Origin of the sequence: Waltera intestinalis (assembly GCF_009695995.1) — a bacterium.
Lineage (GTDB): Bacteria > Bacillota > Clostridia > Lachnospirales > Lachnospiraceae > Acetatifactor > Acetatifactor intestinalis.
On the sequence record NZ_VUMU01000005.1, the window covers coordinates 35,117 to 59,330 of the forward strand.

29 protein-coding genes are annotated in these 24,214 nt (G+C 44.2%); 23 read left to right on the forward strand and 6 right to left on the reverse strand.

The annotated features are described in order from the left end of the window. Positions 1 to 54 precede the first annotated feature (54 nt). From aroB to rsfS, 14 genes are all read left to right on the forward strand, one after another. Positions 55 to 1,164 carry a 3-dehydroquinate synthase gene (aroB, locus tag FYJ59_RS05755; protein WP_154496003.1) on the forward strand — a complete coding sequence of 370 codons (1,110 nt, stop codon included), beginning with the start codon at positions 55 to 57 and terminating at the stop codon, positions 1,162 to 1,164. Then, on the forward strand, positions 1,157 to 1,693 hold the full coding sequence (lspA, locus tag FYJ59_RS05760) for a signal peptidase II (RefSeq protein WP_118550333.1): 537 nt from the start codon (positions 1,157 to 1,159) through the stop codon (positions 1,691 to 1,693). The genes aroB and lspA overlap by 8 nt, the downstream gene beginning before the upstream one ends. Continuing rightward, on the forward strand, positions 1,693 to 2,604 hold the full coding sequence (locus FYJ59_RS05765) for an RluA family pseudouridine synthase (protein WP_154495882.1): 912 nt from the start codon (positions 1,693 to 1,695) through the stop codon (positions 2,602 to 2,604). The genes lspA and FYJ59_RS05765 overlap by 1 nt, the downstream gene beginning before the upstream one ends. A 14-nt stretch (positions 2,605 to 2,618) precedes the next feature. Further along, the gene (sdaAB, locus tag FYJ59_RS05770; protein ID WP_154495884.1) at positions 2,619 to 3,281 is read left to right on the forward strand and encodes an L-serine ammonia-lyase, iron-sulfur-dependent subunit beta; all 663 of its coding nucleotides are present in this window, start codon (positions 2,619 to 2,621) and stop codon (positions 3,279 to 3,281) included. Between the two features lie 2 nt (positions 3,282 to 3,283). Then, on the forward strand, positions 3,284 to 4,174 hold the full coding sequence (gene sdaAA, locus FYJ59_RS05775; RefSeq protein WP_154495886.1) for an L-serine ammonia-lyase, iron-sulfur-dependent, subunit alpha: 891 nt from the start codon (positions 3,284 to 3,286) through the stop codon (positions 4,172 to 4,174). A gap of 107 nt (positions 4,175 to 4,281) precedes the next feature. Then, the gene (locus FYJ59_RS05780; protein ID WP_154495887.1) at positions 4,282 to 4,926 is read left to right on the forward strand and encodes a cytidylate kinase-like family protein; all 645 of its coding nucleotides are present in this window, start codon (positions 4,282 to 4,284) and stop codon (positions 4,924 to 4,926) included. A gap of 170 nt (positions 4,927 to 5,096) precedes the next feature. Continuing rightward, the gene (gene rplU, locus FYJ59_RS05785; RefSeq protein WP_022153044.1) at positions 5,097 to 5,402 is read left to right on the forward strand and encodes a 50S ribosomal protein L21; all 306 of its coding nucleotides are present in this window, start codon (positions 5,097 to 5,099) and stop codon (positions 5,400 to 5,402) included. A gap of 5 nt (positions 5,403 to 5,407) precedes the next feature. Then, a complete protein-coding gene (locus tag FYJ59_RS05790; RefSeq protein WP_154495888.1) occupies positions 5,408 to 5,752 on the forward strand; it encodes a ribosomal-processing cysteine protease Prp in 345 nt (114 codons plus the stop codon). Positions 5,753 to 5,755: 3 nt separating this feature from the next. Beyond that, a complete protein-coding gene (gene rpmA, locus FYJ59_RS05795) occupies positions 5,756 to 6,040 on the forward strand; it encodes a 50S ribosomal protein L27 (RefSeq protein ID WP_022153046.1) in 285 nt (94 codons plus the stop codon). Positions 6,041 to 6,123: 83 nt separating this feature from the next. Continuing rightward, complete coding sequence (gene obgE / locus FYJ59_RS05800; protein ID WP_154495890.1) at positions 6,124 to 7,416, forward strand: GTPase ObgE; 1,293 nt, start codon at positions 6,124 to 6,126, stop codon at positions 7,414 to 7,416. Positions 7,417 to 7,447: 31 nt separating this feature from the next. Then, positions 7,448 to 7,738 carry a ribosome assembly RNA-binding protein YhbY gene (gene yhbY / locus FYJ59_RS05805; protein ID WP_022153048.1) on the forward strand — a complete coding sequence of 97 codons (291 nt, stop codon included), beginning with the start codon at positions 7,448 to 7,450 and terminating at the stop codon, positions 7,736 to 7,738. A gap of 40 nt (positions 7,739 to 7,778) precedes the next feature. Beyond that, positions 7,779 to 8,393, forward strand: a complete 615-nt coding sequence (gene nadD, locus FYJ59_RS05810; RefSeq protein ID WP_154495892.1) for a nicotinate-nucleotide adenylyltransferase — start codon at positions 7,779 to 7,781, stop codon at positions 8,391 to 8,393. Further along, positions 8,386 to 8,967, forward strand: a complete 582-nt coding sequence (gene yqeK, locus FYJ59_RS05815; protein ID WP_118550340.1) for a bis(5'-nucleosyl)-tetraphosphatase (symmetrical) YqeK — start codon at positions 8,386 to 8,388, stop codon at positions 8,965 to 8,967. Before nadD ends, yqeK begins: the two co-directional genes overlap by 8 nt. 18 nt (positions 8,968 to 8,985) lie before the next feature. Then, positions 8,986 to 9,339 (forward strand): ribosome silencing factor, encoded by a 354-nt coding sequence (gene rsfS / locus FYJ59_RS05820; protein WP_154495894.1) that lies wholly within the window; start codon positions 8,986 to 8,988, stop codon positions 9,337 to 9,339. On the opposite strand, the gene FYJ59_RS05825 is transcribed toward rsfS, so the two are convergent. Further along, on the reverse strand, positions 9,336 to 9,545 hold the full coding sequence (locus tag FYJ59_RS05825; protein WP_154495896.1) for a DUF378 domain-containing protein: 210 nt from the start codon (positions 9,543 to 9,545) through the stop codon (positions 9,336 to 9,338). The genes rsfS and FYJ59_RS05825 overlap by 4 nt on opposite strands. A gap of 283 nt (positions 9,546 to 9,828) precedes the next feature. On the opposite strand from FYJ59_RS05825, the gene FYJ59_RS05830 reads away from it, so the two are divergent. The 6 genes from FYJ59_RS05830 to FYJ59_RS05855 all read left to right on the forward strand — a co-directional run bounded on the left by FYJ59_RS05830 (position 9,829) and on the right by FYJ59_RS05855 (position 15,385). Then, positions 9,829 to 11,046, forward strand: a complete 1,218-nt coding sequence (locus FYJ59_RS05830; RefSeq protein WP_154495898.1) for an ABC transporter substrate-binding protein — start codon at positions 9,829 to 9,831, stop codon at positions 11,044 to 11,046. A 178-nt stretch (positions 11,047 to 11,224) separates the two neighbouring features. Further along, complete coding sequence (locus tag FYJ59_RS05835; protein WP_154495900.1) at positions 11,225 to 12,109, forward strand: branched-chain amino acid ABC transporter permease; 885 nt, start codon at positions 11,225 to 11,227, stop codon at positions 12,107 to 12,109. Between the two features lie 21 nt (positions 12,110 to 12,130). Further along, a complete protein-coding gene (locus FYJ59_RS05840) occupies positions 12,131 to 13,213 on the forward strand; it encodes a branched-chain amino acid ABC transporter permease (protein ID WP_154495902.1) in 1,083 nt (360 codons plus the stop codon). 2 nt (positions 13,214 to 13,215) lie between these two features. Further along, on the forward strand, positions 13,216 to 13,974 hold the full coding sequence (locus FYJ59_RS05845; RefSeq protein ID WP_118550343.1) for an ABC transporter ATP-binding protein: 759 nt from the start codon (positions 13,216 to 13,218) through the stop codon (positions 13,972 to 13,974). Between the two features lie 14 nt (positions 13,975 to 13,988). Beyond that, a complete protein-coding gene (locus FYJ59_RS05850; RefSeq protein ID WP_118691897.1) occupies positions 13,989 to 14,699 on the forward strand; it encodes an ABC transporter ATP-binding protein in 711 nt (236 codons plus the stop codon). Positions 14,700 to 14,758: 59 nt separating this feature from the next. Further along, complete coding sequence (locus FYJ59_RS05855; protein ID WP_118550395.1) at positions 14,759 to 15,385, forward strand: cytidylate kinase-like family protein; 627 nt, start codon at positions 14,759 to 14,761, stop codon at positions 15,383 to 15,385. A gap of 54 nt (positions 15,386 to 15,439) precedes the next feature. On the opposite strand, the gene lexA is transcribed toward FYJ59_RS05855, so the two are convergent. Beyond that, positions 15,440 to 16,057: a transcriptional repressor LexA gene (lexA, locus tag FYJ59_RS05860; protein ID WP_022153059.1), complete on the reverse strand. Its 618-nt coding sequence runs from the start codon at positions 16,055 to 16,057 to the stop codon at positions 15,440 to 15,442. Positions 16,058 to 16,249: 192 nt separating this feature from the next. Between lexA and FYJ59_RS05865 the strand changes: the two genes are divergently transcribed. Then, entirely contained in the window at positions 16,250 to 16,645 is a 396-nt protein-coding gene (locus FYJ59_RS05865; RefSeq protein ID WP_154495905.1) for a LysM peptidoglycan-binding domain-containing protein, read from the forward strand. 44 nt (positions 16,646 to 16,689) lie between these two features. Here FYJ59_RS05865 and FYJ59_RS05870 read toward each other — a convergent pair whose 3' ends face one another. Both FYJ59_RS05870 and FYJ59_RS05875 read right to left on the reverse strand, forming a co-directional pair. After that, on the reverse strand, positions 16,690 to 17,769 hold the full coding sequence (locus FYJ59_RS05870; RefSeq protein ID WP_328597212.1) for a tyrosine-type recombinase/integrase: 1,080 nt from the start codon (positions 17,767 to 17,769) through the stop codon (positions 16,690 to 16,692). Next, positions 17,765 to 18,496, reverse strand: a complete 732-nt coding sequence (locus FYJ59_RS05875) for a tRNA 2-thiocytidine biosynthesis TtcA family protein (protein WP_154495909.1) — start codon at positions 18,494 to 18,496, stop codon at positions 17,765 to 17,767. Before FYJ59_RS05875 ends, FYJ59_RS05870 begins: the two co-directional genes overlap by 5 nt. A gap of 143 nt (positions 18,497 to 18,639) precedes the next feature. Here FYJ59_RS05875 and FYJ59_RS05880 point away from each other — a divergent pair, with 143 nt between their 5' ends. Next, positions 18,640 to 19,980 carry an AI-2E family transporter gene (locus tag FYJ59_RS05880; RefSeq protein ID WP_154495911.1) on the forward strand — a complete coding sequence of 447 codons (1,341 nt, stop codon included), beginning with the start codon at positions 18,640 to 18,642 and terminating at the stop codon, positions 19,978 to 19,980. Positions 19,981 to 19,984: 4 nt separating this feature from the next. Beyond that, a complete protein-coding gene (dtd, locus tag FYJ59_RS05885) occupies positions 19,985 to 20,434 on the forward strand; it encodes a D-aminoacyl-tRNA deacylase (protein WP_154495913.1) in 450 nt (149 codons plus the stop codon). A 181-nt stretch (positions 20,435 to 20,615) separates the two neighbouring features. Here dtd and FYJ59_RS05890 read toward each other — a convergent pair whose 3' ends face one another. After that, a complete protein-coding gene (locus tag FYJ59_RS05890) occupies positions 20,616 to 21,941 on the reverse strand; it encodes a plasmid recombination protein (RefSeq protein WP_205839466.1) in 1,326 nt (441 codons plus the stop codon). A 179-nt stretch (positions 21,942 to 22,120) separates the two neighbouring features. Further along, entirely contained in the window at positions 22,121 to 23,617 is a 1,497-nt protein-coding gene (locus FYJ59_RS05895; protein ID WP_154495916.1) for a Rep family protein, read from the reverse strand. Between the last annotated feature and the right edge of the window lie 597 nt (positions 23,618 to 24,214).

The window sequence follows — 24,214 nt, forward strand, 5'->3', positions numbered from 1 at the left end:
AAAAGAATGAAAACACAGAAAGAACGGTTTGGAATCAAACCGGAGGGTGAAAATATGGCACAGAGATTACCGGTGCTTTACAACAAAAAGCCTTGCTACGATATTGTATTTCAGCAGTCTTTTGACGGCTTATGGGAAGAACTTCAGGAACTGGGCGCTTCTGAAAAGAAATTATGCATTGTCACAGATTCCAGAGTGGATGAACTGTACGGAGCGCAGGTTGCAGAACTCTTAGAAGGGAAATGCTGCAAAATTGTAAAATATGCATTTCCTGCCGGAGAGGAAAACAAGAATCTGGAGACGGTAAAGGATGTATATCGTTATCTGATCGAAGAGGGCTTTGACAGAAAGGATATGCTGTTGGCACTCGGCGGCGGCGTGACCGGCGATCTGACCGGTTTCGTTGCGGCAACGTATTTAAGAGGCATTGATTTCGTACAGATTCCCACCACATTATTAGCGCAGGTTGATAGTTCCATTGGCGGTAAGACAGGCGTGGATTTTGACAGTTATAAGAATATGGTCGGCGCTTTTAAAATGCCCAGATTGGTATATATGAATCTTTCGGTACTTAAGACTCTGGAAGAGAGACAGTTCTATTCCGGTTTTGCGGAAGTTATGAAGTCTGCTCTGATCAAGGATGCTTTATTTTATGAGTGGCTGATCGAGAACATGTATGAGATCTGCGAGAGAGAGCCTGCCACTTTGGAAGAGATGGTGATCCGTACCTGTTCCATTAAAAAGATGGTGGTAGAGAAGGATCCTACCGAACAGGGAGACAGAGCACTCTTAAATCTGGGTCATACGATCGGACATGCTATTGAAAAGGCTAAAAACTTTGAATTGTACCATGGGGAGTGTGTTGCACTGGGAACCGTGGCGGCTGCTTATATTTCCTGGAAAAAGGAAATGCTCAGCATGGAGGAATTCTATGAGATCCGCGATATGTTCGTACCGTTTTATCTTCCGATCTCCGTGGATGATATTGATCCGCAGGAGATTCTGAAGCTTACCAAATCCGATAAAAAGATGGAAGCCGGTAAGATTAAATTTATTCTACTTAAAAAGATCGGTAAGGCAGTCATCGACAGAACCGTTACAGATGACGAGATTCTGGCTGCGATCGAAGAAATCAATTTTAGTGAAGAGGATGCTCATGAATAAAGAAAAAAAGAGTCGTATTATTATGTTACTTATAGATGTGCTGATCACGGCGGTACTTTTGGTATTCGATCAATTTACGAAACATCTGGCTGTCGTACATCTGAAGGGGCAGGCGCCCTATGTACTTATTGACGGTGTACTGGAGCTGCAGTATCTGGAGAACAGAGGCTCTGCTTTCGGAATGCTGCAGAACCAGAAAGTGTTTATTCTGTTCGTGGGGATCGTATTCCTGGCAGTGCTTTTGTTTTTCCTACTCAAGCTTCCCGAACAGAAGAAATTCCGTATTGTTCATATTCTGCTCGCGGTGATCATTGCCGGTGGCATCGGAAATATGATCGACAGATTCCGTCTGGATTATGTGGTGGATTTTATTTCTTTTGTATTGATCAATTACCCGATCTTTAATGTGGCGGATATTTATGTGGTGGTCGCTACGATTGGGCTGTTTATTCTGTTTTTGTTTGTCTATAAGGAAAAGGATCTGGAGTTCCTTAATTTTAAGCAGAACCGTTATCGGGAGATGAAATAATGGAAGAACTCCGATTTGAGATTGCTGAGGACATGGAGGACGAACGGATCGACAAGTGCATCAGCCTGTTGGTGGAGGAACTGTCACGGTCTTTTATTCAGAAGCTGATCAAAGATGGAAATGTTCTGGTCAATGGGAAACCTGTAAAAGGCAGCTTTCGCGTCAAGTGTGAAGATGAGGTGGTGTTTTCCGTTCCTGAATCGGTGGAACCGGACATTGAACCGGAAAATATACCGCTGGATATCCTGTATGAGGATGCGGACCTCATTGTGGTGAACAAACCGAAAGGAATGGTGGTACATCCGGCAGCGGGACATTATACCGGTACACTGGTGAATGCGCTGATGTATCATTGTGGGAATGAACTGTCGGGAATTAACGGTGTGCTGCGCCCGGGAATTGTGCATCGCATTGACAGAGATACCACAGGATCCGTGATCGCCTGCAAAAATGATAAAGCACACAGATGCATTGCAGAGCAGCTAAAGGAACATTCCATTAACCGGAGATATCGGGCCATCTGTTTCGGGGAATTGGAGCAGGAGGAAGGAACCATAGATCAGCCCATCGGCAGACATCCGAATGACCGAAAGAAGATGGCGGTCAATCCTCAGAACGGAAAACGGGCGGTGACGCATTATCGTGTATTGCAGCGGTTTCAGGGATATACTTATATAGAGTGCGTATTAGAGACAGGGAGAACTCATCAGATCCGTGTGCATATGGCAAGTATCGGACACCCGCTTTTGGGAGATGAGGTGTATTCCAATCGGAAGAGCCCCTTTAAATTACAGGGACAGACCTTACATGCCAAAACATTGGGATTTATACATCCTACGACCGGAGAATATCTGGAGATCGACGCACCTCTGCCGGAATATTTTGAACATCTTCTGAAAGTATTGGCGTGAGAAATGAGGCGTTTATGAATCTGTTTGACATTTTAGGACCTGTGATGGTCGGCCCAAGCAGTTCCCATACTGCGGGAGCTGTCCGGATCGGATATATTTCAGAAAAATTACTTCAGGACCATGTGAGGAAGGCTGAGATCCTTCTGCATGGTTCCTTTGCTACCACGGGAATCGGACACGGAACCGACAAGGCTCTGATCGCCGGACTTCTGGGAATGCGGCCGGATGATATCCGGATTCCCACAAGTTTTGAACTTGCGAAAAAAAACGGAATGGAATTTTCGTTTTCCACCGTTACTCTTAAGGATGCTCATCCAAATACGGCGGTTCTGCGGCTGACCGGGGAACATGGACGGAAAATAGAAGTGCAGGCGGCGTCCATCGGTGGAGGACGAATTCTGATCGCAAAACTGGACGGAATCGATGTGAATTTCTCTGCAGAAAAACCGACGCTGATCGTGCATAACGTGGACCAACCGGGACATGTGGCACAGGTGACAACCATGCTGGCGGAGAGAAATGTCAATATCGCGACCTTGCAGCTGTACCGGGATAAAAGAGGCGGTTATGCAGTTATGGTCATAGAGACGGATCAGGAGGTGCCACAAGATTCCGTGGAATGGCTGGAGCAACTGAATGGCATCATTAAGGTGACATATATCAATGTGGAGGATTAAGCATGTCTTATCAGTCGTTTGAGCAGGTATTGCAAAAATGTCATACAGAAGAAAAGGAATTCTGGAGGGTGATCTTAGAGGACGATATGGCGGAGCGGAATGTATCCGAAGAGGACAGCATGGAACACATGCGGGTCACCTGGGATGCCATGTTACTTGCGGCAGCCACTTACGAAGGAAATCTGAATTCTTCCAGCGGGCTTGTGGGCGGTGATGGCAGACGAATGGAGGAATATATTCATAGTGCCGTGACTGAGTCACTGTGTGGGGAGTATGTGGACACCTGCATTGCAGGAGCTTTGCAGATGGGTGAATCCAATGCCTGCATGAAACGTATTGTAGCGGCACCTACGGCGGGAGCCTGCGGAGTATTGCCTGCGGTGTTGGTGCCTTATTTTCAGAAGCGGTGCAAAGATACCGATAAAATCCTGAAAGCCATGTACGTGGCGGCGGGAATCGGGCAGATCATAGCCACCCGTTCTTCCATCAGCGGAGCTGCGGGCGGATGTCAGGCGGAGATTGGAGCGGCCAGTTCCATGGCTGCCGGAGCGCTGGTATATCTCCAGGGCGGTGACTGCACACAAATCGCCACTGCAGCGGCTATGGCCATGAAGAATCTGCTGGGACTGGTGTGTGATCCGGTGGCAGGACTGGTGGAGGTCCCTTGTGTAAAGCGGAATGTGATTGGCACTGTGAATGCTATGTCTGCTGCAGATATGGCTATGGCGGGAATTACAAGCCGTATCCCTCCGGATCAGGTCATGGATGCCATGAAAGAAGTGGGAGATAAAATGGACGCTTCCCTGCGGGAAACAGCACTGGGTGGACTGGCGCATACGGAAGAAGGCATGAAAATAGCAGAAAAAATGTACTCATCACATAAAAATTGTTGAATTGCGACTAAAAAATCTGATAATTGATTGATTTTTTGTTAAATATCACGTATAATAAAACTATAAAAAATGCTAGTTATCAAGTTCAGCAGAAAGTGGGTGTGTGTATGAATACTATTATTACCATTGGACGTCAGTTTGGTTCTGCAGGCCGTGAGATCGGGGAAAAGGTTGCAGAGTATTTCGGAATCAAATGTTATGATAAGGAACTACTTACCAGAGCGGCACGGGAAAGTGGTTTCTGTGAGGAAATGATTCGGAATCATGATGAGAGACCTACCAATTCCTTCCTGTATAATCTGGTTATGGATACTTATTCTTTCGGCTACAATGCATCCTCTTTTGTAGATATGCCTATCAGCCACAAGGTGTTCCTGGCACAGTTCGACACGATTAAGAAGATCGCTGATGAAGGTCCCTGCGTTATCGTTGGCCGTTGCGCAGACTATGCACTGGCAGATTACAAGAACTGCATTAACCTGTTCATCTTCGGTGATGATGATGTGAAGACCAAGCGTATCATGGCCAGATATGATCTGACAGAGGCCAAGGCAAAGGAAATGATCACGAAGAAGGATAAGCAGCGTCAGAGTTATTACAATTATTATTCTTCCAAGAAATGGGGCAGAGCTGACAGCTACGATCTGTGTATCAACAGTAGTATCCTGGGAATCGAAGGAACCGTAAAACTAATCATTCAGTATGTGGAAGATTTCGAGAAGAAAAACAACGCTGACATTATGGAAAAGTAAGTATTTGAAATTTTGAAATTTTTTCAAAAAATATTACAATTATATCTTGACGAATTAGGGCACCTCATGCTATTATACTACGGTATGCCGCATAACTAGGTATAAGTGTGTTGGATTTTAAGGTCTTACACCACCAAAGTTAGCGAGTAAATAATAGGAGGTGCCTTATTATGTACGCAATTATTGCAACAGGTGGAAAGCAGTACAAAGTTTCTGAGGGTGATGTGATCAAAGTTGAGAAGATCGATGCAGAAGCTGGTAATACTGTTACTTTTGACCAGGTGATCGCAGTAAGTGACAATACCCTCAAGGTTGGTGCTGACGTTGCTAATGCAACTGTTACCGCAACTGTTATGGAGCAGGGTAGAGGTAAGAAGGTTATTGTATACAAGTACAAGAGAAAAACCGGTTACCATAAGAAGAATGGTCATAGACAAGCATACACTCAGGTTAAGATTGAAAAGATTAACGCGTAATCGTTATGACAACTATTATCATTCGTAAGGACCATGAGGGAATCTATCGTGGATTCTACTGCATGGGGCATGCAGGATATGCCAAGAAAAGATTATTTGGTACGGAACCGGATATCCTCTGTGCAGCGATTTCTGTACTGGTGCAAAGTACCATCGGATCGCTTTCACAACTGGCAGGTGAAGAACTTCAGCTGACCCAGAATGAGGAGACGGGCTTTATCAAATGTGATTTTCGGAATGTTCTGCAGGACAAATCCGTATTTCTGATGGATTCCATGGTGTTCTCACTACAGAATCTCAGCAGACAGTACGGGGAACAGTATTTGCAAGTAAAAATCGAGGAGGTGTAGACCATGTTTAACTTTAACCTTCAATTTTTTGCACATAAAAAGGGAGTTGGTTCTACTAAGAACGGTAGAGACTCCGAATCCAAGAGATTAGGTGCGAAGAGAGCTGATGGCCAGTTTGTAAAAGCTGGAAATATTCTTTACAGACAGCGCGGTACAAAGATCCATCCCGGTGTCAATGTTGGTATCGGTGGAGATGATACTCTGTTTGCTTTAGTTGACGGCGTTCTCCGTTTCGAGAGAAAGGGCAGAGACAAGAAGCAGGCTTCTGTATATCCTGTAGAGAAATAAGTTGATTTAACCAGGGCTTCAAACATACTGATTGTTTGAAGCCCTTTTAGTCCGTAAAGGATTTTGTCGGAAAGGAGAACAAAATGTTTGCTGACAGAGCTAAAATTTACGTAAGAAGCGGTAAAGGCGGAGATGGTCATGTGTCCTTTCGCCGTGAAAAATATGTTCCCAGTGGCGGCCCTGACGGTGGAGACGGTGGTCACGGCGGAGACGTGATCTTTGTTGTGGATGAGGGACTGAATACCCTGATCGATTTCCGGCACATCCGTAAGTACAAGGCCGGAGACGGGGAAGAAGGCGGCAAAAAGAATTGCCGTGGTAAGGACGGAGAAGATATTATTATCAAAGTCCCTGCGGGAACTGTAATCAAAGAAGCACAGAGCGGGCAGGTAATTACGGATATGTCGGGAGACAACAAACGGGTTGTTCTTCTAAAAGGCGGTAAGGGCGGCAACGGTAACCAGCATTATGCCACCAGCACCATGCAGGCTCCGAAGTATGCACAGCCGGGACAGGCAGCGCAGGAACTGGAGCTTTTGTTGGAGCTAAAGGTCATCGCCGATGTAGGACTGGTGGGATTCCCCAATGTGGGTAAGTCCACTTTTCTGTCCAGAGTAACCAATGCCAGACCCAAGATTGCCAACTATCATTTCACTACTCTGAATCCAAATTTAGGTGTGGTGGATCTGGAAGGAACCGGTGGTTTCGTTATTGCGGATATCCCCGGACTGATCGAAGGTGCTTCCGAAGGCGTGGGACTGGGACATGAGTTCCTGCGCCATATTGAGCGTACCAAGGTGATCATCCATATCGTGGATGCGGCAGGTACGGAAGGCAGAGATCCCATTCAGGATATTTATGCCATCAATAAGGAACTGGAAGCCTATAATCCGGAGATTGCTGCACGCCCCCAGGTAATTGCAGCGAATAAGATCGATGCTATTTACACCGAGGACGGCTCCGACCCCGTGGAGGCGATCCGTGCAGAGTTTGAGCCGAAGGGGATAAAGGTATTCCCTATGTCTGCAGTAACCGGTCAGGGTGTAAAGGAGCTTTTATATGAAGTAAATGAAATGCTTCAGGGAATTGGAGAAGAGACTACGGTCTTCGCACAGGAGTACTTTCCGGATAGCATGACGGAATCTGTAGACGATGCCTATACCGTAGCCTATGATGAGGAAGAGGACGAGTATGTAGTAGAAGGACCTAAGATCGAGAAGATGTTAGGTTATACAAATCTGGACAGCGAGAAGGGATTTACTTTCTTCCAGAATTTCCTGAAGGATGCCGGAATTCTGGAAGAACTGGAAAGCTTAGGTATCCAGGAGGGTGATACAGTCCGTATGTATGGTCTGTCCTTTGATTACTATAAGTAAAAAATGGAAACGTTTGAGAAAGGAATAAATTATGACGAGCAAACAGAGAGCCTATTTGATGAGTCTGGCAAGCAATCTGAATCCGATTTTCCAGGTGGGAAAATCCAGCCTGACTCCGGAACTTACCGCAGCCATCGGTGAGTCTTTCAACAATAACGAACTGATCAAGATCGGCGTGCTGAAGAATTGTTTCGATGACCCCAGAGCGATCGCAGAGATGGTGGCAGAACGTACCCACTCCCAGGTGGTACAGGTCATCGGCAAAAAAATCGTACTGTATAAGCCGGACAAGGACAAGCCGAAGATCGAACTGCCTCGTTAATCGTTATATTGCAATCGGAATCCGTACAGAGGGATGAAGTATGAGCAGAATAGGCATTATGGGTGGTACCTTTAACCCAATCCACATAGGACATCTGATGCTGGCAGAACAGGCATTGGAGTCGGCACACTTAGACCAGATTTGGATGATACCGACGGGTTGTTCTTATCTGAAGACAAAAGAGGGCATCACGGTTCTGCCCGGGACAGAACGTTATGACATGGTACAGCGTGCTATCGCAGATAACGACAGATTCCGCTGCCTGGACATCGAGATAAAACGTCCCGGAGACTCTTACAGCTATGAGACCATGGAGCAGCTGCACAGAGAATATCCGGAACATCTTTTTTATTTCATCTGCGGAGCTGACTGTCTGTTTACGATGGAACACTGGAAATGCGCAGACCGCCTGTTTGTTGCCTGTGAGATTATAGCTGCGGTACGGGGAGATGCGGATATGAAGGGAATGAAGGAGAAGATCAGCCAGTTGGAGGAACATTTTTCTGCGAAGATACAGCTGCTCTCTTTTCGAAGAATTGAGATATCTTCTTCGGAAATCCGTGCAAGAAGATCCGAAGGTCTTTCCGTGCGCTATCTTGTGCCGGAAGCAGTGAGGGAATATATGGAAGAAAAGGGGCTTTACCTGGATGAGTGATATCTTAAAAAAACTGACCAAAGAGATGCAAAAAGTACAGGATCCCAAGCGTTTTACCCATACATTAGGTGTGGAATACACGGCAGCGGCCCTTGCCATGCGATACGGTGAAGATGTGGAGCGTGCACAGATCGCAGGTCTGCTTCATGATTGTGCCAAATGCATGGAAAATGATAAACTTTTGTCTGCCTGCGAAAAGTATCATCTTCCCGCGACGGATGTGGAAAAGCGCAATCCCTATCTTTTACATGCCAGAGTGGGAAGCTATCTGGCGAAAAAGGAATATAAAATCGAAGATCCTGAGATTTTAAGTGCAATTTTGTATCATACTACAGGGCGTCCGGGCATGACTCTTCTGGAGCAGATCATTTTTACTGCAGATTATATTGAACCGGGTCGAAAGCAGGCACCGAACCTTACCCAGATCCGCCACCTGGCATTTACGGATCTGGATGCTGCCGTGACGAAGATTTTAGAGGATACGCTGGAATACCTGAAATCGGGAGACGGTGAGATGGATCCCATGACAGAAGAAACCTATAACTATTATAAGAAGAATGAATCAATAAAATAGAAAGTGTGAGGAGTAAGCATGAGCGAAGAATCCAGAAAAATGGCAAAGCTTGCCGTAGAAGCATTGGATGATAAAAAAGCAGAAGATATTAAAGTAATAGACATCAGTAATGTATCTGTGATCGCAGATTATTTTATTATTGCCGGTGGTAATAATTCCAGTCAGATTCAGGCATTATGTGATAATGTGGAAGAAAAAATGGGAAGAGCCGGTTTCCCTGCCAGACAGACCGAAGGCTATGAGACAGCCAACTGGGTACTGTTAGACTTTGGCGACGTGATCGTACATGTCTTTGACAAGGAAAACCGTCTGCTCTATGATCTGGAACGTATCTGGAGAGATGGCGTACAGATTCCCGTAGAGGAACTTTAAGCTTCGTTGTCTCCCAGATGGAGAAAGAAGCTGACGAGATAGAGCCCGCTGATTCCCACCAGCACATATACAATTCTGGAAAGCCAGGACATGTCACCGAACAGGAAGGCTACAAGATCAAAGCGGAAAAGTCCGATCAGTCCCCAGTTCACGGCACCGATTATGGCAATGGTGAGAGCGGTTCCGTCCAAATATTTATTACCCATAAAATCTCCTTATCCTGTCTGTATGAAATTTGCTGTTGCAAAATCCATACAGGCATTTTTTGAAGTTTCTTTTAAATAATTGTTTCGTAGATAGTCTTTCCACCAGAGTCAAAAATATACTGCAATTATATTAAAATATAACTTGGTTGATCTATTTTAATGTCAAAAAACATCAAATTAGAAAATAAAATCCATTGACAAAGGAAATAGAAGCGAGTAATATACAAAAATAACAATTATACATTGTATATTTGTATACATTGTTAAAAAGGAGGAAGATATTATGAAGAAATTTAACAAGTTTTTAAGTGTTGCCGTAGCATCTGCTATGGTAATGACTATGGCTGGCTGTGGTAATACAGACAATGGTTCTGCAGCAACCGGTACAAACGCAGCAACTGAGAGTGCAGCAGCTTCCGACAGTGCAGCATCCGGCAGCGTATTTAAGATCGGTGGTATCGGACCTACTACCGGTGGCGCAGCAGTTTATGGACTGGCTGTACAGCACGGTGCAGAGATTGCAGTAGAAGAGATCAATGCAGCAGGCGGTATCAACGGTTATCAGGTTGAATTCAAGTTCCAGGATGACGAGGCAGATGCTGAGAAATCCGTAAATGCTTATAATGCATTAAAGGACTGGGGCGCTCAGATCATTGATGGTTCTACCACCAGTGGTGCATGTATTGCAGTTACCGACAAGACCAAAGAGGACAATATGTTCCAGATTACTCCTTCCGGTTCTGCAGTAGAATGTGTTCAGTATGATAACAACTTCCGCGTATGCTTCTCCGATCCTAACCAGGGTCTTGCATCCGCACAGTATATTGGTGAGAATGGTCTGGCTGAGAAGATTGCCGTTATTTATGACAGCTCCGATGTATATTCTTCCGGTATTTATGAAAAGTTTGCAAAAGAAGCTGAGAATCAGCCGTTTGAAATCGTAGCTGCAGAAGCTTTTACCGCTGATAACAAGACTGATTTCTCCGTACAGTTACAGAAGGCAAAGGATGCCGGAGCAGACATGGTATTCCTTCCTATTTATTATCAGGAATCCGCACTTATCCTGACACAGGCAGCTGCTATGGGTTATGCTCCCAAGTGGTTCTCATGTGACGGTATGGATGGTATTCTCGGTGGTGTAGATAACTTTGATGTATCTCTGACTGAAGGCGTTATGCTGTTAACTCCTTTCGCAGCTGATGCAACCGATGATCTGACCCAGTCTTTCGTAACTAAGTATAAGGAAAAATACGGTGAGACTCCCAACCAGTTCGCAGCAGACAGCTATGATGCTATCTATGTGATCAAGGCTGCTATCGAGAAGAGCGGTGTTACTCCTGATATGAGTGTTTCTGATATTTGTGATGGTATGAAGGCTGCCATGACAGAGATCACTGTAGATGGTCTGACCGGTAGCGGCATGACCTGGACCGCAGACGGTGAGGCTAACAAGGCTCCTAAGGCTGTTGTGATCGAGAATGGTGCTTACAAGGCTATGTAATTTTGCTGACAAAGTTTCCAAAGAGGGTTACCGCAGGGTAGCCCTCTTTACTTAATGTCAAATACTTTGCAATAATAGGGGAGCAGTTGTTTTTCCCGGTATGTTCTGTTATACTTTATTTCAGTATACTTTATTTTAGATGATAATTTGTGCATTCGCATGAATGGAGGTAGTTCACATGAGTTTTATCAGTTATCTGATCAACGGTATCAGCCTTGGAAGTGTCTATGCGCTGATCGCATTAGGTTATACCATGGTATATGGTATTGCTAAAATGCTGAACTTCGCACATGGTGATGTTATTATGGTCGGTGCATTTATTACTTATACAATGTGCAGTACCATGGGGATTTCTCCTGTGATTGGTGTCCTGGCAGCTGTTGTTGCTTGTACTCTGCTTGGAATGGCTATTGAAAAGGTAGCCTACAAGCCTTTGAGAAAGGCAACCTCCCCTTTGGCGGTACTGATCACTGCCATTGGTGTCAGCTATCTGCTGCAGAATGTGGCACTTTTGATCTTTGGTGCCAATGCGAAGGCATTTACCTCTGTAGTATCTGTTCCGGCGCTGAAGCTGGCAGACGGACAGATCAATATTACTGGTGAGACGATCGTAACGATTGTTTCCTGTCTGATCATTATGGCCGGTCTGATGCTATTTATTAATAAGACGAAAGCAGGTCAGGCTATGCTGGCAGTATCCGAGGATAAGGGAGCAGCACAGCTGATGGGAATTAATGTGGACGGAACCATTGCACTTACCTTTGCAATCGGATCCGGTCTGGCTGCAGTGGCAGGCGTGTTGCTATGTTCCGCATATCCTTCCCTGACACCTTATACCGGTTCCATGCCGGGTATCAAAGCTTTCGTAGCTGCTGTATTCGGTGGTATCGGCTCCATCCCCGGCGCCTTGGTCGGTGGTATCCTGCTCGGTATTATTGAAATCTTCGGCAAAGCCTACATATCTTCCCAGATGGCAGACGCCATTGTATTTGCAGTATTGATTGTTGTACTTTTGGTAAGACCTGCCGGATTGTTTGGCAAAAATATTCAGGAAAAAGTATAAGGGAAGAGGCAGGTGTATAATATGAAGAAATTATCAAATAAGAAAATGAATAAAACCTTCCGTGATAACCTTATTACTTACGGAATGGTGATCGCAGCCTATGTGATCATGCAGATCCTTGTATCTGCAGGAGTGGTAAGCAGTCTGCTTCAGGGCTTATTGGTTCCTCTGTGTACTTATGCGATTCTGGCGGTATCTCTGAACCTTACGGTAGGCATCCTGGGAGAGTTGAGCCTCGGTCATGCCGGATTTATGTGTATCGGTGCCTTTACCAGTGCCTTTTTCTCCAAAGTCATGGAAAATACCGCAATGCCTTCCGGACTTCGCTTTTTCATCGCGTTATTGATCGGCGCTGTATTTGCAGGTGTTTTCGGCCTGCTGATCGGCATTCCCGTACTTCGCCTGAAGGGTGATTATCTTGCCATCGTAACGCTGGCATTTGGCGAGATCATTAAGAATCTGGTCAATATTCTGTTTGTGGGACTGGATGAGAATGGTTTCCACATTTCCTTTACCAACACTATGGATCTGAATATGGCAGAGGACGGGCAGGTCATTATTAAAGGTGCGCAGGGTATCACCGGAACCCCTCATGACTCCAATTTTACCATTGGTATTGTGTTATTACTGGTTACACTGTTCATTGTATTGAACCTGATCCATTCCAGAGACGGTCGTGCGATCATGGCTATTCGTGATAATACCATTGCAGCGGAATCCGTGGGAATTCATATTACCAAATATAAGCTGATGGCTTTCTCTATCTCCGCAGCTCTCGCAGGCGTGGCAGGAGTATTGTATGCACACAATCTGTCTACCCTGACAGCACTGCCTAAGAACTTCGGATACAATATGTCTATTATGATTTTGGTGTTCGTTGTACTGGGCGGTATCGGTAACATCCGCGGTTCCATTATTGCTTCTGTAATTCTGACGTTATTGCCGGAACTTTTACGTGGACTGAACGATTATCGTATGTTGATCTATTCCATCGTACTGATCGTTATGATGCTGTTTAACTGGGCTCCGAAGTGTATTGAATGGAGAGAGAAAGTAACAGCCGGATTTAAGAGTAAGAAGTCTGTGAAAAAGGAGGCTGAATAATCATGGCATTATTAGAGGCAAAAAAATTAGGCATTTCTTTTGGCGGACTTCGTGCGGTAGATGATTTTAATATCAGTATTGAAAAAGGTGAACTGTATGGACTGATCGGTCCCAATGGTGCCGGAAAAACCACCGTATTTAATCTGCTGACCGGCGTATATAAACCCACAGAGGGAATTATTACCCTGGATGGCAAGGATATCACCGGCAAAAAGACCATCGACATCAATCAGGCAGGTATCGCAAGAACCTTCCAGAATATCCGGCTTTTCAAGGATCTGTCCGTAATCGATAATGTAAAAGTAGGACTACACAACCACATGGGTTACAGTACCATTACCGGAATTTTACGTCTGCCCAAATATTATAAAGTAGAAAAGCAGATGACGGAGGAAGCCATGGAGCTTCTGAAGGTATTCGGACTGGAAGCGGAAGCAGATACACTGGCTGATAATCTTCCCTACGGTAAACAGAGAAAGTTAGAGATTGCCAGAGCACTGGCTACCAAACCGAAGCTTCTTCTGTTAGATGAGCCTGCTGCAGGCATGAATCCCAACGAGACGCAGGAACTGATGGATACCATTCGTTTTGTCAGAGAGCATTTTGATATGACGATCCTTCTGATTGAGCATGACATGAAACTGGTAAGCGGAATTTGTGAGGAACTTACGGTGTTGAATTTTGGCCGTGTGCTGTGTCAGGGTAAGACCAGTGATGTGCTGAACAATCCGGAAGTCATCAAGGCTTATCTGGGCGAATAGGAGGATAGATGGCTATGGCAATGTTAGAAGTAAATGATATCAAAGTATATTACGGCATGATACAGGCCATAAAGGGTGTGTCCTTCCATGTAGATGAGGGTGAGGTCATTGCACTGATCGGCGCCAACGGTGCCGGTAAGACGACGATCCTGCACACCGTATCCGGACTGTTGACACCGAAGGAAGGTTCCATTACTTTTGAAGGTCAGGATCTGGTTAAGATCCCCGGACACAAGATCGTATCCATGGGTATGGCACATGTACCGGAGGGAAGACGAGTATTTGCACAGCTTTCCGTATTACAGAATCTGATGATGGGTGCTTACACTAGAAAAGATAAAGAAGAGATCGCTCAGACCTTAGAGACAGTATTTGATCGTTTTCCCCGTTTAAAAGAACGTCAGAACCAGATGGCAGGAACCTTAAGCGGTGGCGAACAACAGATGCTGGCAATGGGCAGAGCCTTGATGTCTCATCCCAAGATCATTTTAATGGATGAACCGTCCATGGGACTGTCTCCGATCTTCGTAAATGAGATCTTTGATATTATCCAGGAGGTAAGCAAGAGCGGTACTACGGTTCTGTTAGTAGAGCAGAATGCGAAGAAGGCATTGTCCATCGCAGACAGAGCGTATGTATTAGAGACCGGTAAGATCGTTCTGGAAGGCAAAGCAAGTGACCTTCTGAATAATGATTCCATTAAGAAAGCATATCTGGGTGAATAACCCTTGATGTAAGTCGCTGCGGGTGGAAGCAGCAGAGACAGAAAGGTATGGTGATTGGGATGAATAATGTAGTTATTACCATTGCAAGACAGTATGGAAGCGGAGGAAGAACCATCGGCGAGATGCTGGCAAAGAAGCTGAATGTCCATTATTATGACAAAGAGCTGATGAAGCTTGCCAGCGATGACAGCGGAATCAATGAGGCTCTGTTCGTGAATGCGGACGAAAAAGTGAAAAACACCAGTCTGTTCCATATTGCCAGAAAAGAATATCACGGAGAACTGATCCCTCCGGAAAGCGATGATTTCACATCTACAGATAACCTGTTTAACTATCAGGCGAAGATCATCCGTGACCTGGCAAAGGAGGAATCCTGCGTCATTATCGGTCGTTGTGCGGATTATGTGTTGAAGGATTACCCAAATGTCCTCAGCGTGTTTATTCATGCCCCGAAGGAATATTGTCTGGAAGGCGCAGCGAAGAAGCATAGCATGAGCCCGAAGGAATTGGAGCGCTTTATCAATAAGACGGATAAGCACCGTGCGGAGTACTATAAGTATCATACCGGACGAGAATGGACAGATGCAAGAAATTACGATCTGTGTCTGGACAGCTCTAAGCTGGGATATGAGAGATGCGTAGATGAGATTATTTCTTATATGAAGGTAAGATTCCCAGAGAACTAAATGTAAAATATAGTTAAAAACAGCCTGCAGCAAATCACGCTGCAGGCTGTTTTGCTATCTGTAAAAGCGGAATACACCGAACACAGTGCCAAGGATCTGGCAGTCATCGACGATGATGGGATCCATGGTGTCGTTCTCCGGCTGGAGACGGATATGTCCCTTCTCCTTGTAGAATGTCTTGACCGTAGCGGAATCATCAATCAAAGCTACGACAATCTCACCGTTATGTGCCGTGTTCTGAGCATGTACGAAGACACGGTCGCCGTTAAAAATACCGGCATTGATCATGGATTCTCCACGAACATTCAGAATGAAAGATTCTCCCTTGGGAACTACATCGGCGGGAACGGGGAAGTAGTCCTGAATATTCTCCTCAGCGAGGATTGGCTGTCCGGCAGCTACATTGCCGATGACAGGGAGGCTTACCATCTCGGTACGTACCATCTGGAAACTGTCATCACAGATCTCAATGGCACGGGGCTTGGTCGGGTCTCTGCGGATGTAGCCGTTCTTCTCCAGAGTCTCTAAATGAGAATGCACGGAAGAAGTAGACTTTAGATTCACCGTCTCACAGATCTCACGGACGGTAGGGGGATAACCTCTCTTCAAAATTTCATCCTTGATATAATCTAATATTTCCTGCTGCTTGGCAGTGATCTTTCCATAACCCATAAATGACCTCCGATAAATGCTGGTTCTTGTTGTTTTATATAACGATTATAGCATAGCAAAAAACAAAAAGCAAACATATATTCCAAAAATATGTTCGATTTTGAGCTTGACATCAGAATGCATGTTCGATATAATACAAACATAAAGAACAAATGTTCCCGAACACGTTTTCTTATATGAGGTGAATGAGTTATGAGAGTACAGAAGAGTGTATACTATATGACAGACAGAGAGTTAAGAATATATAAGAGACAGCTGAGACGGAGACGTCAGCTGCAGCGCAGAATAGTTACCATGCTTGCTACCATCTGTGTGATTGCATTCTGTGCAGTGTCCTATCACGGAATCCGTTCCCTGGCAAGCTCCGGAGAAGATCAGCTGAAGTTCAAATATTATACACAGGTAACCGTTGCCTACGGAGAGACCTTATGGGATCTGTCCGATGATTACATCGATTATGATGAATATAAGGATAAGAAGGAATATATTGCAGAAGTACAGAGTATCAATCATCTGACGGAAGAGGATAGCATCCGTGCCGGACAGACACTGATCGTACCCTATTATTCCTATGATTTTGTGAAGTAATTAGCGTGAAAAATAAGCATGATAGCTTATTTTTCACACGGCTATTAGTTGTCCGGATGCTCCGAATGTCTGTCAGAGTGTTCCCGCAGGTGAAAGGCATTAGCTGCCTGCTTACGGCGTTGTTCTTCCAACGCTGCGTAGTGTTTTCTTGTGGTATTGACATCCTTATGTCCCAGGACATCCGCTACCAGATAGATATCGCCGGTCTCTTTATATAGCTCGGTACCGTATGTACTGCGTAGTTTGTGGGGCGTGATTTTCTTCAGGGTGGTAACGCGGGAAGCGTATTTTTTTACCAGATTCTCTACGGAACGGACTGCCATACGACGATTCTGTAAGGACAAAAACAATGCATTTTCATGTCCCTCCGCGGGAATGATATGTTCCCGCTGTTCCAGATAGTCGAGCAGAGCGGTTTCTACTTCATCTCCGAAGTAGACGATTGCCTCATACCCACCTTTTCTCCGGATTTTGATGCCACCGTTATCGAAATCCACATCGTTAATATCCAGTCCCACACATTCCGATACACGAATACCGGTTCCCAATAAAAGTGTCAGAAGTGCCACATCGCGGAGCTTGGTTTTCTTATGATATTCCAGTTCCTTTTTGGTCAGCTTGGTGCCGTCCTCCACCTGATCCAGCAGAATCGCCACTTCGTTGGGCTCTAACCGGATGATTTCTTTTTCGTGGCGTTTCGGCAAGGGAACCAGTGCCGCGGTATTTTTCTCAATGCGTTCACTCTGAAAATAGTAATTATAGAAACTCCGAAGAGCGGCAAGTTTTCTTGCCTTGCCGCGTTCCTCGTTGGTGATATCTTTTCCGTCTTTCTGATACAGGCTCATAAAATCCAGATATTCCTCAATATCCGTCCGTTGTACCATATCCAGAACGGACAAAGGCAGCTCGGTAATCTCTCTTTTTTTACAAAAGCTGTTCGTCTCATGAAGAAATTCAAAAAAGAGACGAATGTCATAAGCGTAGGCAAGCCTGGTTCTGGTGGATGTATAGGGTTCGATCCCACGAAAGAAATCCCTGCAGAACGGTGGAAGCGTATCCAGTACCTTACGAAGCTTCAGAATATTGTTCTTATTTTGTTCATCGTGGTAATTTTCTTCTTTAATGACTGCCAAAGTAATCGGTCCATCCTTCCATATTTCCTTTTTGAATTGCCGTAAATATACGATCCTTGACACCTGGATTCTCTCTGTTAAGCTTCCCAAGCAGTTCTTTGACATATTCCCGCCTGGTATGTCCGTCGGCGGGACAGGGACTTTTTACGACAGGAATCTGATATTTGTGCACAAAGCCGATGACTTCCGATTCCCTCATGTAGATCAGAGGTCTTATCACGGTCAAGTCTGTTTTATCCAGATGAGTTACCGGAGAGAATGTATGCAGACGACCCTCATAGAAGAGGGACAGCATCATAGTCTCCACCACGTCATCTTCATGGTGTGCGTATGCAATCTTGTTACATCCAGCCGCCTTGATGGCATCGTTCAGAGCACCTTTTCGCATTTTGGCACATAGGGAACAGGGATTGTCTTCCTTACGATCTTCAAACACGATTTGGGCAATAGAAGTCTCCACTACGGTATATGGGATGTTTCTGTCAGCACAAAGAGTACGGATTTCATCCAGATTCAGATTGAGAAATCCAAGATCGACTGTTACTGCAATAAGCGTAAAATGCTTCGGATAAAACTTGCTGAGTTCATATAAAGCCAGCAGGAGAGTAAGGCTGTCCTTACCGCCGGAGATCCCCACTGCGATCCGGTCACCTTCTTCGATCATATGATAATCATCCACAGCCTGTCTGACACGGCTCAATACTTTTTGTAATGTCATTGTTAACTCCATTCTTTTACTGGTATCTATTTTATACTGCCGGGAATTCTTTTTCAATAAAAACGACAGATTTCTTCTTGTGGTGGGTGCAAAACCATAGTATATTAAAAGAGATAAGATTTTATGAAGAAAGGTGTAGTTAAATGAAATACGACTTTAAAAACAATAAATATTTTCGTTGGGGTCTGACCGCATTTTTGACCATTGCAGCCAGTATCTGTTTCTATTATCTGTTATTCCATGGGAACAGTATCAAAACAGGATTCCATACAATCACAGGAATTCTTATGCCCGTGTTATATGGTCTGGTGACGGCATATTTGTTGACTCCGGTATTGAATTATATAGAGACAAAGCTGTTATTCCCTTTGTGCCGGAAGCTGAAGGTGAAGGAAAATAAGAAGCGCAATTCCATTGTCCGTGGAATCGGCATTCTGATCACAGCATTTTTGTTTATTGCCCTGATCTACAGTCTGGTTGCCATGATGCTTTCTCAGATTGTTCCCAGTATTGTAAACATTGCATCTAATTTTGATACCTATATCAGCAATTTTACAAAATGGATCAGTAAGATTATGGATGATAATCCGGACTTGGGCAGTCAGATTACATTTCTGATCGATAAATATTCCGTAGAGCTGGAGAATTGGTTAAATGATACAGTATTGACCAAGACCAGTCAGGTGATCATGACAGTATCCTTAAGTGTGATAAATATTCTGAAAGGTCTGTGGGATTTCATTATAGGATTTATTATTTCTATTTATGTTCTGGCAAGCAAGGAAAAGTTTGCCGGACAGGCAAAGAAAATGGCATATGCTTTCTTTGAACAGAAGTCCGCCAATCGGCTGATCAAAAGTTTTCGTTTTACTCACAATACCTTTATCGGATTCATTGGCGGTAAAATCGTAGATTCCTTTATTATCGGATGTCTATGCTTTATCGGAACCACCTTACTTCAGACTCCTTATGCAGCTCTGGTCAGTGTAATCGTAGGTGTAACGAATATTATTCCTTTCTTCGGTCCTTATCTTGGAGCGATTCCCAGTGCTATTCTGATCCTGGTGGTCGACCCGATGCATCCGCTAAACTGTGTTTATTTTGTACTGTTTATTCTGGTATTACAGCAGTTTGACGGGAATTTCTTAGGCCCTAAGATCCTTGGCAATTCCACAGGACTTACGGGATTTTGGGTTATTTTTGCAATCACGGTATTCGGAGGGCTATTTGGAATCCTTGGCATGATCGTCGGTGTGCCCATTTTTGCGGTAATTTATGCGGCGATTAAGGCAGTAGTCAATACCTTCCTTCGAAAAAAGGAGCTGCCGGTAGAGACTGTAAAGTACTCTTATCTGAAGAATATTGATGAGGAAGGATTCCATCAGCTGGATTCCAGGCTGCAAAGGGATCATGAGATCAAAGATCAAGTTGATTCTGGGCAGAATAAAAAAGATCAAGAAGAGAAAAACGTAGGAGAGAAGTAGACAGATGAGATTTGTAATACAGCGGGTACAGCATGCAGAGGTAAAGGTAGATGGTGAGGTAACCGGCAGCATCGGCAAAGGATTTCTGGTGCTGATCGGTGTGGCTGAGACAGACACCAGGGAAATTGCCGATAAAATGATTAAAAAGCTTCTTGGTCTGCGGATCTTTGAAGATGCCCAGGGCAAGACCAATCTGGATCTGCATGCCGTTAACGGTGAATTGTTGCTGGTATCACAATTTACACTGTACGCAGATTGCAAAAAAGGAAATCGTCCGTCCTTTATCAACGCCGGTAAACCGGATATGGCGAATGAACTGTACGAATATATCATCAGCAGGTGCCGCGAAAGTATTACCAAGGTAGAAAAAGGAATCTTTGGTGCTGATATGAAAGTATCCCTGCTAAATGACGGCCCATTCACCATATTGCTGGATTCAGCGGAAATCTGCTAAAACAGCCAAAACAAGCTTTTAGAAGCGTTACAGAGTCATCTTTTCATAGAACTATTCGTTAAACTTGTCTTTTGCGCATAGTTGGTTCGGTGTCTGCTATCGTAGTAAGGACTAGCTTGTTCCATCTCGAATCCATGTTTTTCTTCCTGCGCGGGGCGGGGTTCGGGGTTTCCCCGAGGTCTTATCGTTCCATACCGTAATCATGAGATTTTTCTTTTTTGAGCTTACGTGACCACGCAGTTTGAAAAACTTCCAAGAAGCTTTGACCTGTCGGATTATGTAACTGTGACATTTGGTTTTCGATTTCTTCTTTACCTGCCTGTTTTCCCTGCTCAAAAGAGATAGACATCTTTCTGTCGAAGTCTCTTTCAACGGCTCGTGTCTTTGCATGATATTCCCGGATGCTGTTTTCCAATTCGGCTTTTAACGGCTCTATTTGGCTTGCTTTGGCATTTACGGCTTGACTACGCTGATTTACTTCTTCTTCCTGCTTAATGACGTTATTTACGGCTCTAGCGGTCTTCTGCAGGCTTTTGTATTCGTCATATGGTATTGTTACCGTCTTTTTTTGAAATAGACCCAATACCTTACCCTGTTCCTCTTTCCGCAAGTCCTTGGCAGCCTTGACAGACCCTTGAATACTATCCAGTTGTTTTGATTTTGATTCGATAGATTTATCCAGTTCCTGTTCTATATTTTGCTTTGTTTCGATACGCCCCTGAATCATAGCGGCATCTTCTTTGTTTTGTTCCAGTGCTTCATGGCTGTCTTCTAACAACTTTGTCATTTCTGACACATCAGAATCCAATCCGTGCAGAGTATCCGTTTGCATTTCAATGGTGTCTTCGATGGTGCGCAGTTTGCCCTTTGCGACATTTATAGCTTCCTGCGCTTTTAACAGTTCCACGGATTGTCCACCCTCTTCCATCGTGTGGGTGTTTAACTCGATTCCAAAAACTCTTTCGCATTCTCGATTTACAAGTGTATTAAATTCTTTTAGCCTTTTTTTCGTTTCAAATGCTTTTCCGTTGATGCCTTTATCTGTGCATGGTGATACTAACGTGTGCATATGATATAGACTGATGCACTCATTACCATGTTTATCGTGATACAGATGCTGTTCGTCTCTGTGTACGAAACCACCGTGGACATTATCTGCGCCAAAATAATCCTGCATAGCTTTATACATGACCTCAAAAAATTCTTGGTCTTTGCCCTGCTCTTGTATCTGATAAGGGCAGGGGATTTCGATGGAACAAGCTACGACACGTCTCGCCCCCATATCTCTCTGTGGGGGTAGTACTTTATCTACTTCGGCATTTCTGTCTCGTAGCTTTTGAAGAGCTTCTTTGTAGTCATTGCATCCGATGGTTGTGTTAAGATAGCTTTTTTCGGGGTCTATATGTTTGTTGCTATGGTCATGGGATGCTCGCTCTTCTGTGCCAAGGTGTATCGTCATTGCCCCGGCTTTTTGGTTATTCATTTTCATCCAGTTTGCGCTCGCCATTTTTTTCCGCCTTTCTGTCATCTCGTGATGTAGTGTCCCCCTGCCGACCTAAAAATACTAGGTCTTGCACCTAAGACTTTACCTAGCGGTAAAGCACCCCTAACGGGGCTTCGCTTCGCTCGTCCTCACTGGCGTTCGGATGGGTGCCCTTGCAGGGGGCCTTTTGGGTTACCGAGTGTTTAGGTGAAGCAGTGATATGTTTTCATTGCTTCTTTTTCTTCTTCCGTGAAAAGTCCATCATATTCCGGATATACCCGGAAGAATGTTTCAAGGATTTCTCTTTCATCATTTGAGCCAGATATTTTTTCGATAGTTGGAAATTGCTCGAAATATGTTTCTTCTGCTTGATCTTTTAGTTTCGCTAGTTTTTCTGCTTTGATTTCTTTTGCAGTTTTTTTCGGGGCATCCTTTGGTTTCATAAAATCGTAGTCGTTCAGATCATCAAAGTCTACTTCCCCGGTTACTGGTTTGTAGCTCTGTAAAGTCTCGTTATAAATATCTCGGAACTGCATATATTTTTCTTTGCGGTATTGTCTCTCTTCTACACTGCCACGCTTACAGGAACTATCACAGATTAAATAGTTTTTGCCGTCATGATTTTCTACGTGGCAGATAAAGAATCTCGAACGCATGGCATCGAAATGTTCTTGGGATATATTACAGGTGCGTAGAAATTCTTCAAATGTCAGGTTGCTGGTTACTACGAACCATTCGCCACACCAGTAAGGATTGTTATTGTTACGCTTGTAGGTCTGACAGAAATAGTTATCCGTCAGATTAAGTAGATTACCGCAGGTGGTATCGTCCAGTATGATTGCTTCGTGTGCAGGAGTTAATGTGTCAAACTTACCTGTGCCACCGCCTGCTATTTCAAGTACATATTTTCCTGCCAAGGCTTTTTTGGCGGCATAGGTTTTTCCGATATTTGGTTTTCCTTGGATAAAGATACAAATTCTTGTAACTTCACGATTGCCACGTTTTACCCGGTCTTCTACACCTCTGTAATAACTTTTGGCTACGGTAGACATTTTGGTGTTACATCTTACGATGAATGGTAATTCACCATACCATTTATCAAAATCCCCTAAGTCCTGTCCTAACTTGTATGCTTCTTCGTCTAATTTCGCCATTGCTGATACACACACCTTTCCATTTGTATCCGATAATCTTGTATAACCATCTCTTACCTGTTTAATCTCATCTATCGTGAGATTACTTACGAATTCTTCAAGTTCGTATCTTGTTTTGCCATCTAAAACCGCCTGTTCCGTTTCATGTGTCAGATAAGTCGCATACCCTGCAAAATCTTTACAGGTATCAATACCATCTTCTGTCCAAAGTAAATCATCTACATCCTTACGGAACACGATTCCTAATGCGTTCAAAATTGTGCTGATATGTACCGCTTCTGATTTTTGGAATGGTTGTGCTGATACTCTGACGATGATATGATAATGCGGTTTTTCCATTGATGGTTCCCAAATATCATCTGTTGCAGGGTCTTTGTAATGACAGATGCCGAGTATCTGCAAAGAATCTTTTGGGTATTTTTTAATACGTTCTTTTACTGCTTCCCATCCATCCGGCATCTGCTCTTCGTAGCATTTGATTGCCAGTGTTTTGACACTCGATCTCATGGTTAGCATTCTTTTTTGTTTTTCTTTCTTTCGTGTCATTTTTTTCGCCTTTCTAAATTTTGAAATTTACAGATTTTTTTTTCGTTTCCTAGGGGAAATTTTATAAAAATGGTTACCTGGCTACCTCTTCAGCCGTTTTTAGGTAGCCATTTCAAAAAGTCCGCAAATGCAGTGGGAATCACGGTTTCAGGGTTTTGCTTCGCTGCAGTGGTTACCTCTGTTGCCGTAGCGAGGTAACCACCTGTAAACCGCATAAATACTGGGTTTATAGCACTATGGCTACCTAGTTACCCCATTTTTTCCACAATGTTTGCTATCTATCTATGTATAAAAGAAAACAAAAAATGGTTCATTTTCGTTGGAATTTTGAAATTTTTGCAAAAAAAATACCCCAAGGGTGGCTGAATACCCTCGAAGTATTTTTAGAAAGGCTAATATATTATGTTAAAAAATTTTCAAAAAGTGGTAGAATTTCGATACAAATGCGCACCCCCGGGGTGCAGTCCCTGGCAGGCAAGGAATATCGATCGGTTGGTTGTGATTAGTTTCCTCCGTCTCATGCGTCCGAAAAGTCAGCCTTTGCTCCGTCATGGAAGGCACCCCTAAAGGGGTTCAGAAGTACTACGCACCGGCTTC

Bases quoted from the DNA above. Each gene is read 5' to 3' on its own strand.
- aroB (WP_154496003.1), top strand. From the start codon at position 55: ATGGCACAGAGATTACCGGTGCTTTACAACAAAAAGCCTTGCTACGAT.
- lspA (WP_118550333.1), top strand. From the start codon at position 1,157: ATGAATAAAGAAAAAAAGAGTCGTATTATTATGTTACTTATAGATGTG.
- FYJ59_RS05765 (WP_154495882.1), top strand. From the start codon at position 1,693: ATGGAAGAACTCCGATTTGAGATTGCTGAGGACATGGAGGACGAACGG.
- sdaAB (WP_154495884.1), top strand. From the start codon at position 2,619: ATGAATCTGTTTGACATTTTAGGACCTGTGATGGTCGGCCCAAGCAGT.
- sdaAA (WP_154495886.1), top strand. From the start codon at position 3,284: ATGTCTTATCAGTCGTTTGAGCAGGTATTGCAAAAATGTCATACAGAA.
- FYJ59_RS05780 (WP_154495887.1), top strand. From the start codon at position 4,282: ATGAATACTATTATTACCATTGGACGTCAGTTTGGTTCTGCAGGCCGT.
- rplU (WP_022153044.1), top strand. From the start codon at position 5,097: ATGTACGCAATTATTGCAACAGGTGGAAAGCAGTACAAAGTTTCTGAG.
- FYJ59_RS05790 (WP_154495888.1), top strand. From the start codon at position 5,408: ATGACAACTATTATCATTCGTAAGGACCATGAGGGAATCTATCGTGGA.
- rpmA (WP_022153046.1), top strand. From the start codon at position 5,756: ATGTTTAACTTTAACCTTCAATTTTTTGCACATAAAAAGGGAGTTGGT.
- obgE (WP_154495890.1), top strand. From the start codon at position 6,124: ATGTTTGCTGACAGAGCTAAAATTTACGTAAGAAGCGGTAAAGGCGGA.
- yhbY (WP_022153048.1), top strand. From the start codon at position 7,448: ATGACGAGCAAACAGAGAGCCTATTTGATGAGTCTGGCAAGCAATCTG.
- nadD (WP_154495892.1), top strand. From the start codon at position 7,779: ATGAGCAGAATAGGCATTATGGGTGGTACCTTTAACCCAATCCACATA.
- yqeK (WP_118550340.1), top strand. From the start codon at position 8,386: ATGAGTGATATCTTAAAAAAACTGACCAAAGAGATGCAAAAAGTACAG.
- rsfS (WP_154495894.1), top strand. From the start codon at position 8,986: ATGAGCGAAGAATCCAGAAAAATGGCAAAGCTTGCCGTAGAAGCATTG.
- FYJ59_RS05825 (WP_154495896.1), bottom strand. From the start codon at position 9,545: ATGGGTAATAAATATTTGGACGGAACCGCTCTCACCATTGCCATAATC.
- FYJ59_RS05830 (WP_154495898.1), top strand. From the start codon at position 9,829: ATGAAGAAATTTAACAAGTTTTTAAGTGTTGCCGTAGCATCTGCTATG.
- FYJ59_RS05835 (WP_154495900.1), top strand. From the start codon at position 11,225: ATGAGTTTTATCAGTTATCTGATCAACGGTATCAGCCTTGGAAGTGTC.
- FYJ59_RS05840 (WP_154495902.1), top strand. From the start codon at position 12,131: ATGAAGAAATTATCAAATAAGAAAATGAATAAAACCTTCCGTGATAAC.
- FYJ59_RS05845 (WP_118550343.1), top strand. From the start codon at position 13,216: ATGGCATTATTAGAGGCAAAAAAATTAGGCATTTCTTTTGGCGGACTT.
- FYJ59_RS05850 (WP_118691897.1), top strand. From the start codon at position 13,989: ATGGCAATGTTAGAAGTAAATGATATCAAAGTATATTACGGCATGATA.
- FYJ59_RS05855 (WP_118550395.1), top strand. From the start codon at position 14,759: ATGAATAATGTAGTTATTACCATTGCAAGACAGTATGGAAGCGGAGGA.
- lexA (WP_022153059.1), bottom strand. From the start codon at position 16,057: ATGGGTTATGGAAAGATCACTGCCAAGCAGCAGGAAATATTAGATTAT.
- FYJ59_RS05865 (WP_154495905.1), top strand. From the start codon at position 16,250: ATGAGAGTACAGAAGAGTGTATACTATATGACAGACAGAGAGTTAAGA.
- FYJ59_RS05875 (WP_154495909.1), bottom strand. From the start codon at position 18,496: ATGACATTACAAAAAGTATTGAGCCGTGTCAGACAGGCTGTGGATGAT.
- FYJ59_RS05880 (WP_154495911.1), top strand. From the start codon at position 18,640: ATGAAATACGACTTTAAAAACAATAAATATTTTCGTTGGGGTCTGACC.
- dtd (WP_154495913.1), top strand. From the start codon at position 19,985: ATGAGATTTGTAATACAGCGGGTACAGCATGCAGAGGTAAAGGTAGAT.
- FYJ59_RS05890 (WP_205839466.1), bottom strand. From the start codon at position 21,941: ATGGCGAGCGCAAACTGGATGAAAATGAATAACCAAAAAGCCGGGGCA.
- FYJ59_RS05895 (WP_154495916.1), bottom strand. From the start codon at position 23,617: ATGACACGAAAGAAAGAAAAACAAAAAAGAATGCTAACCATGAGATCG.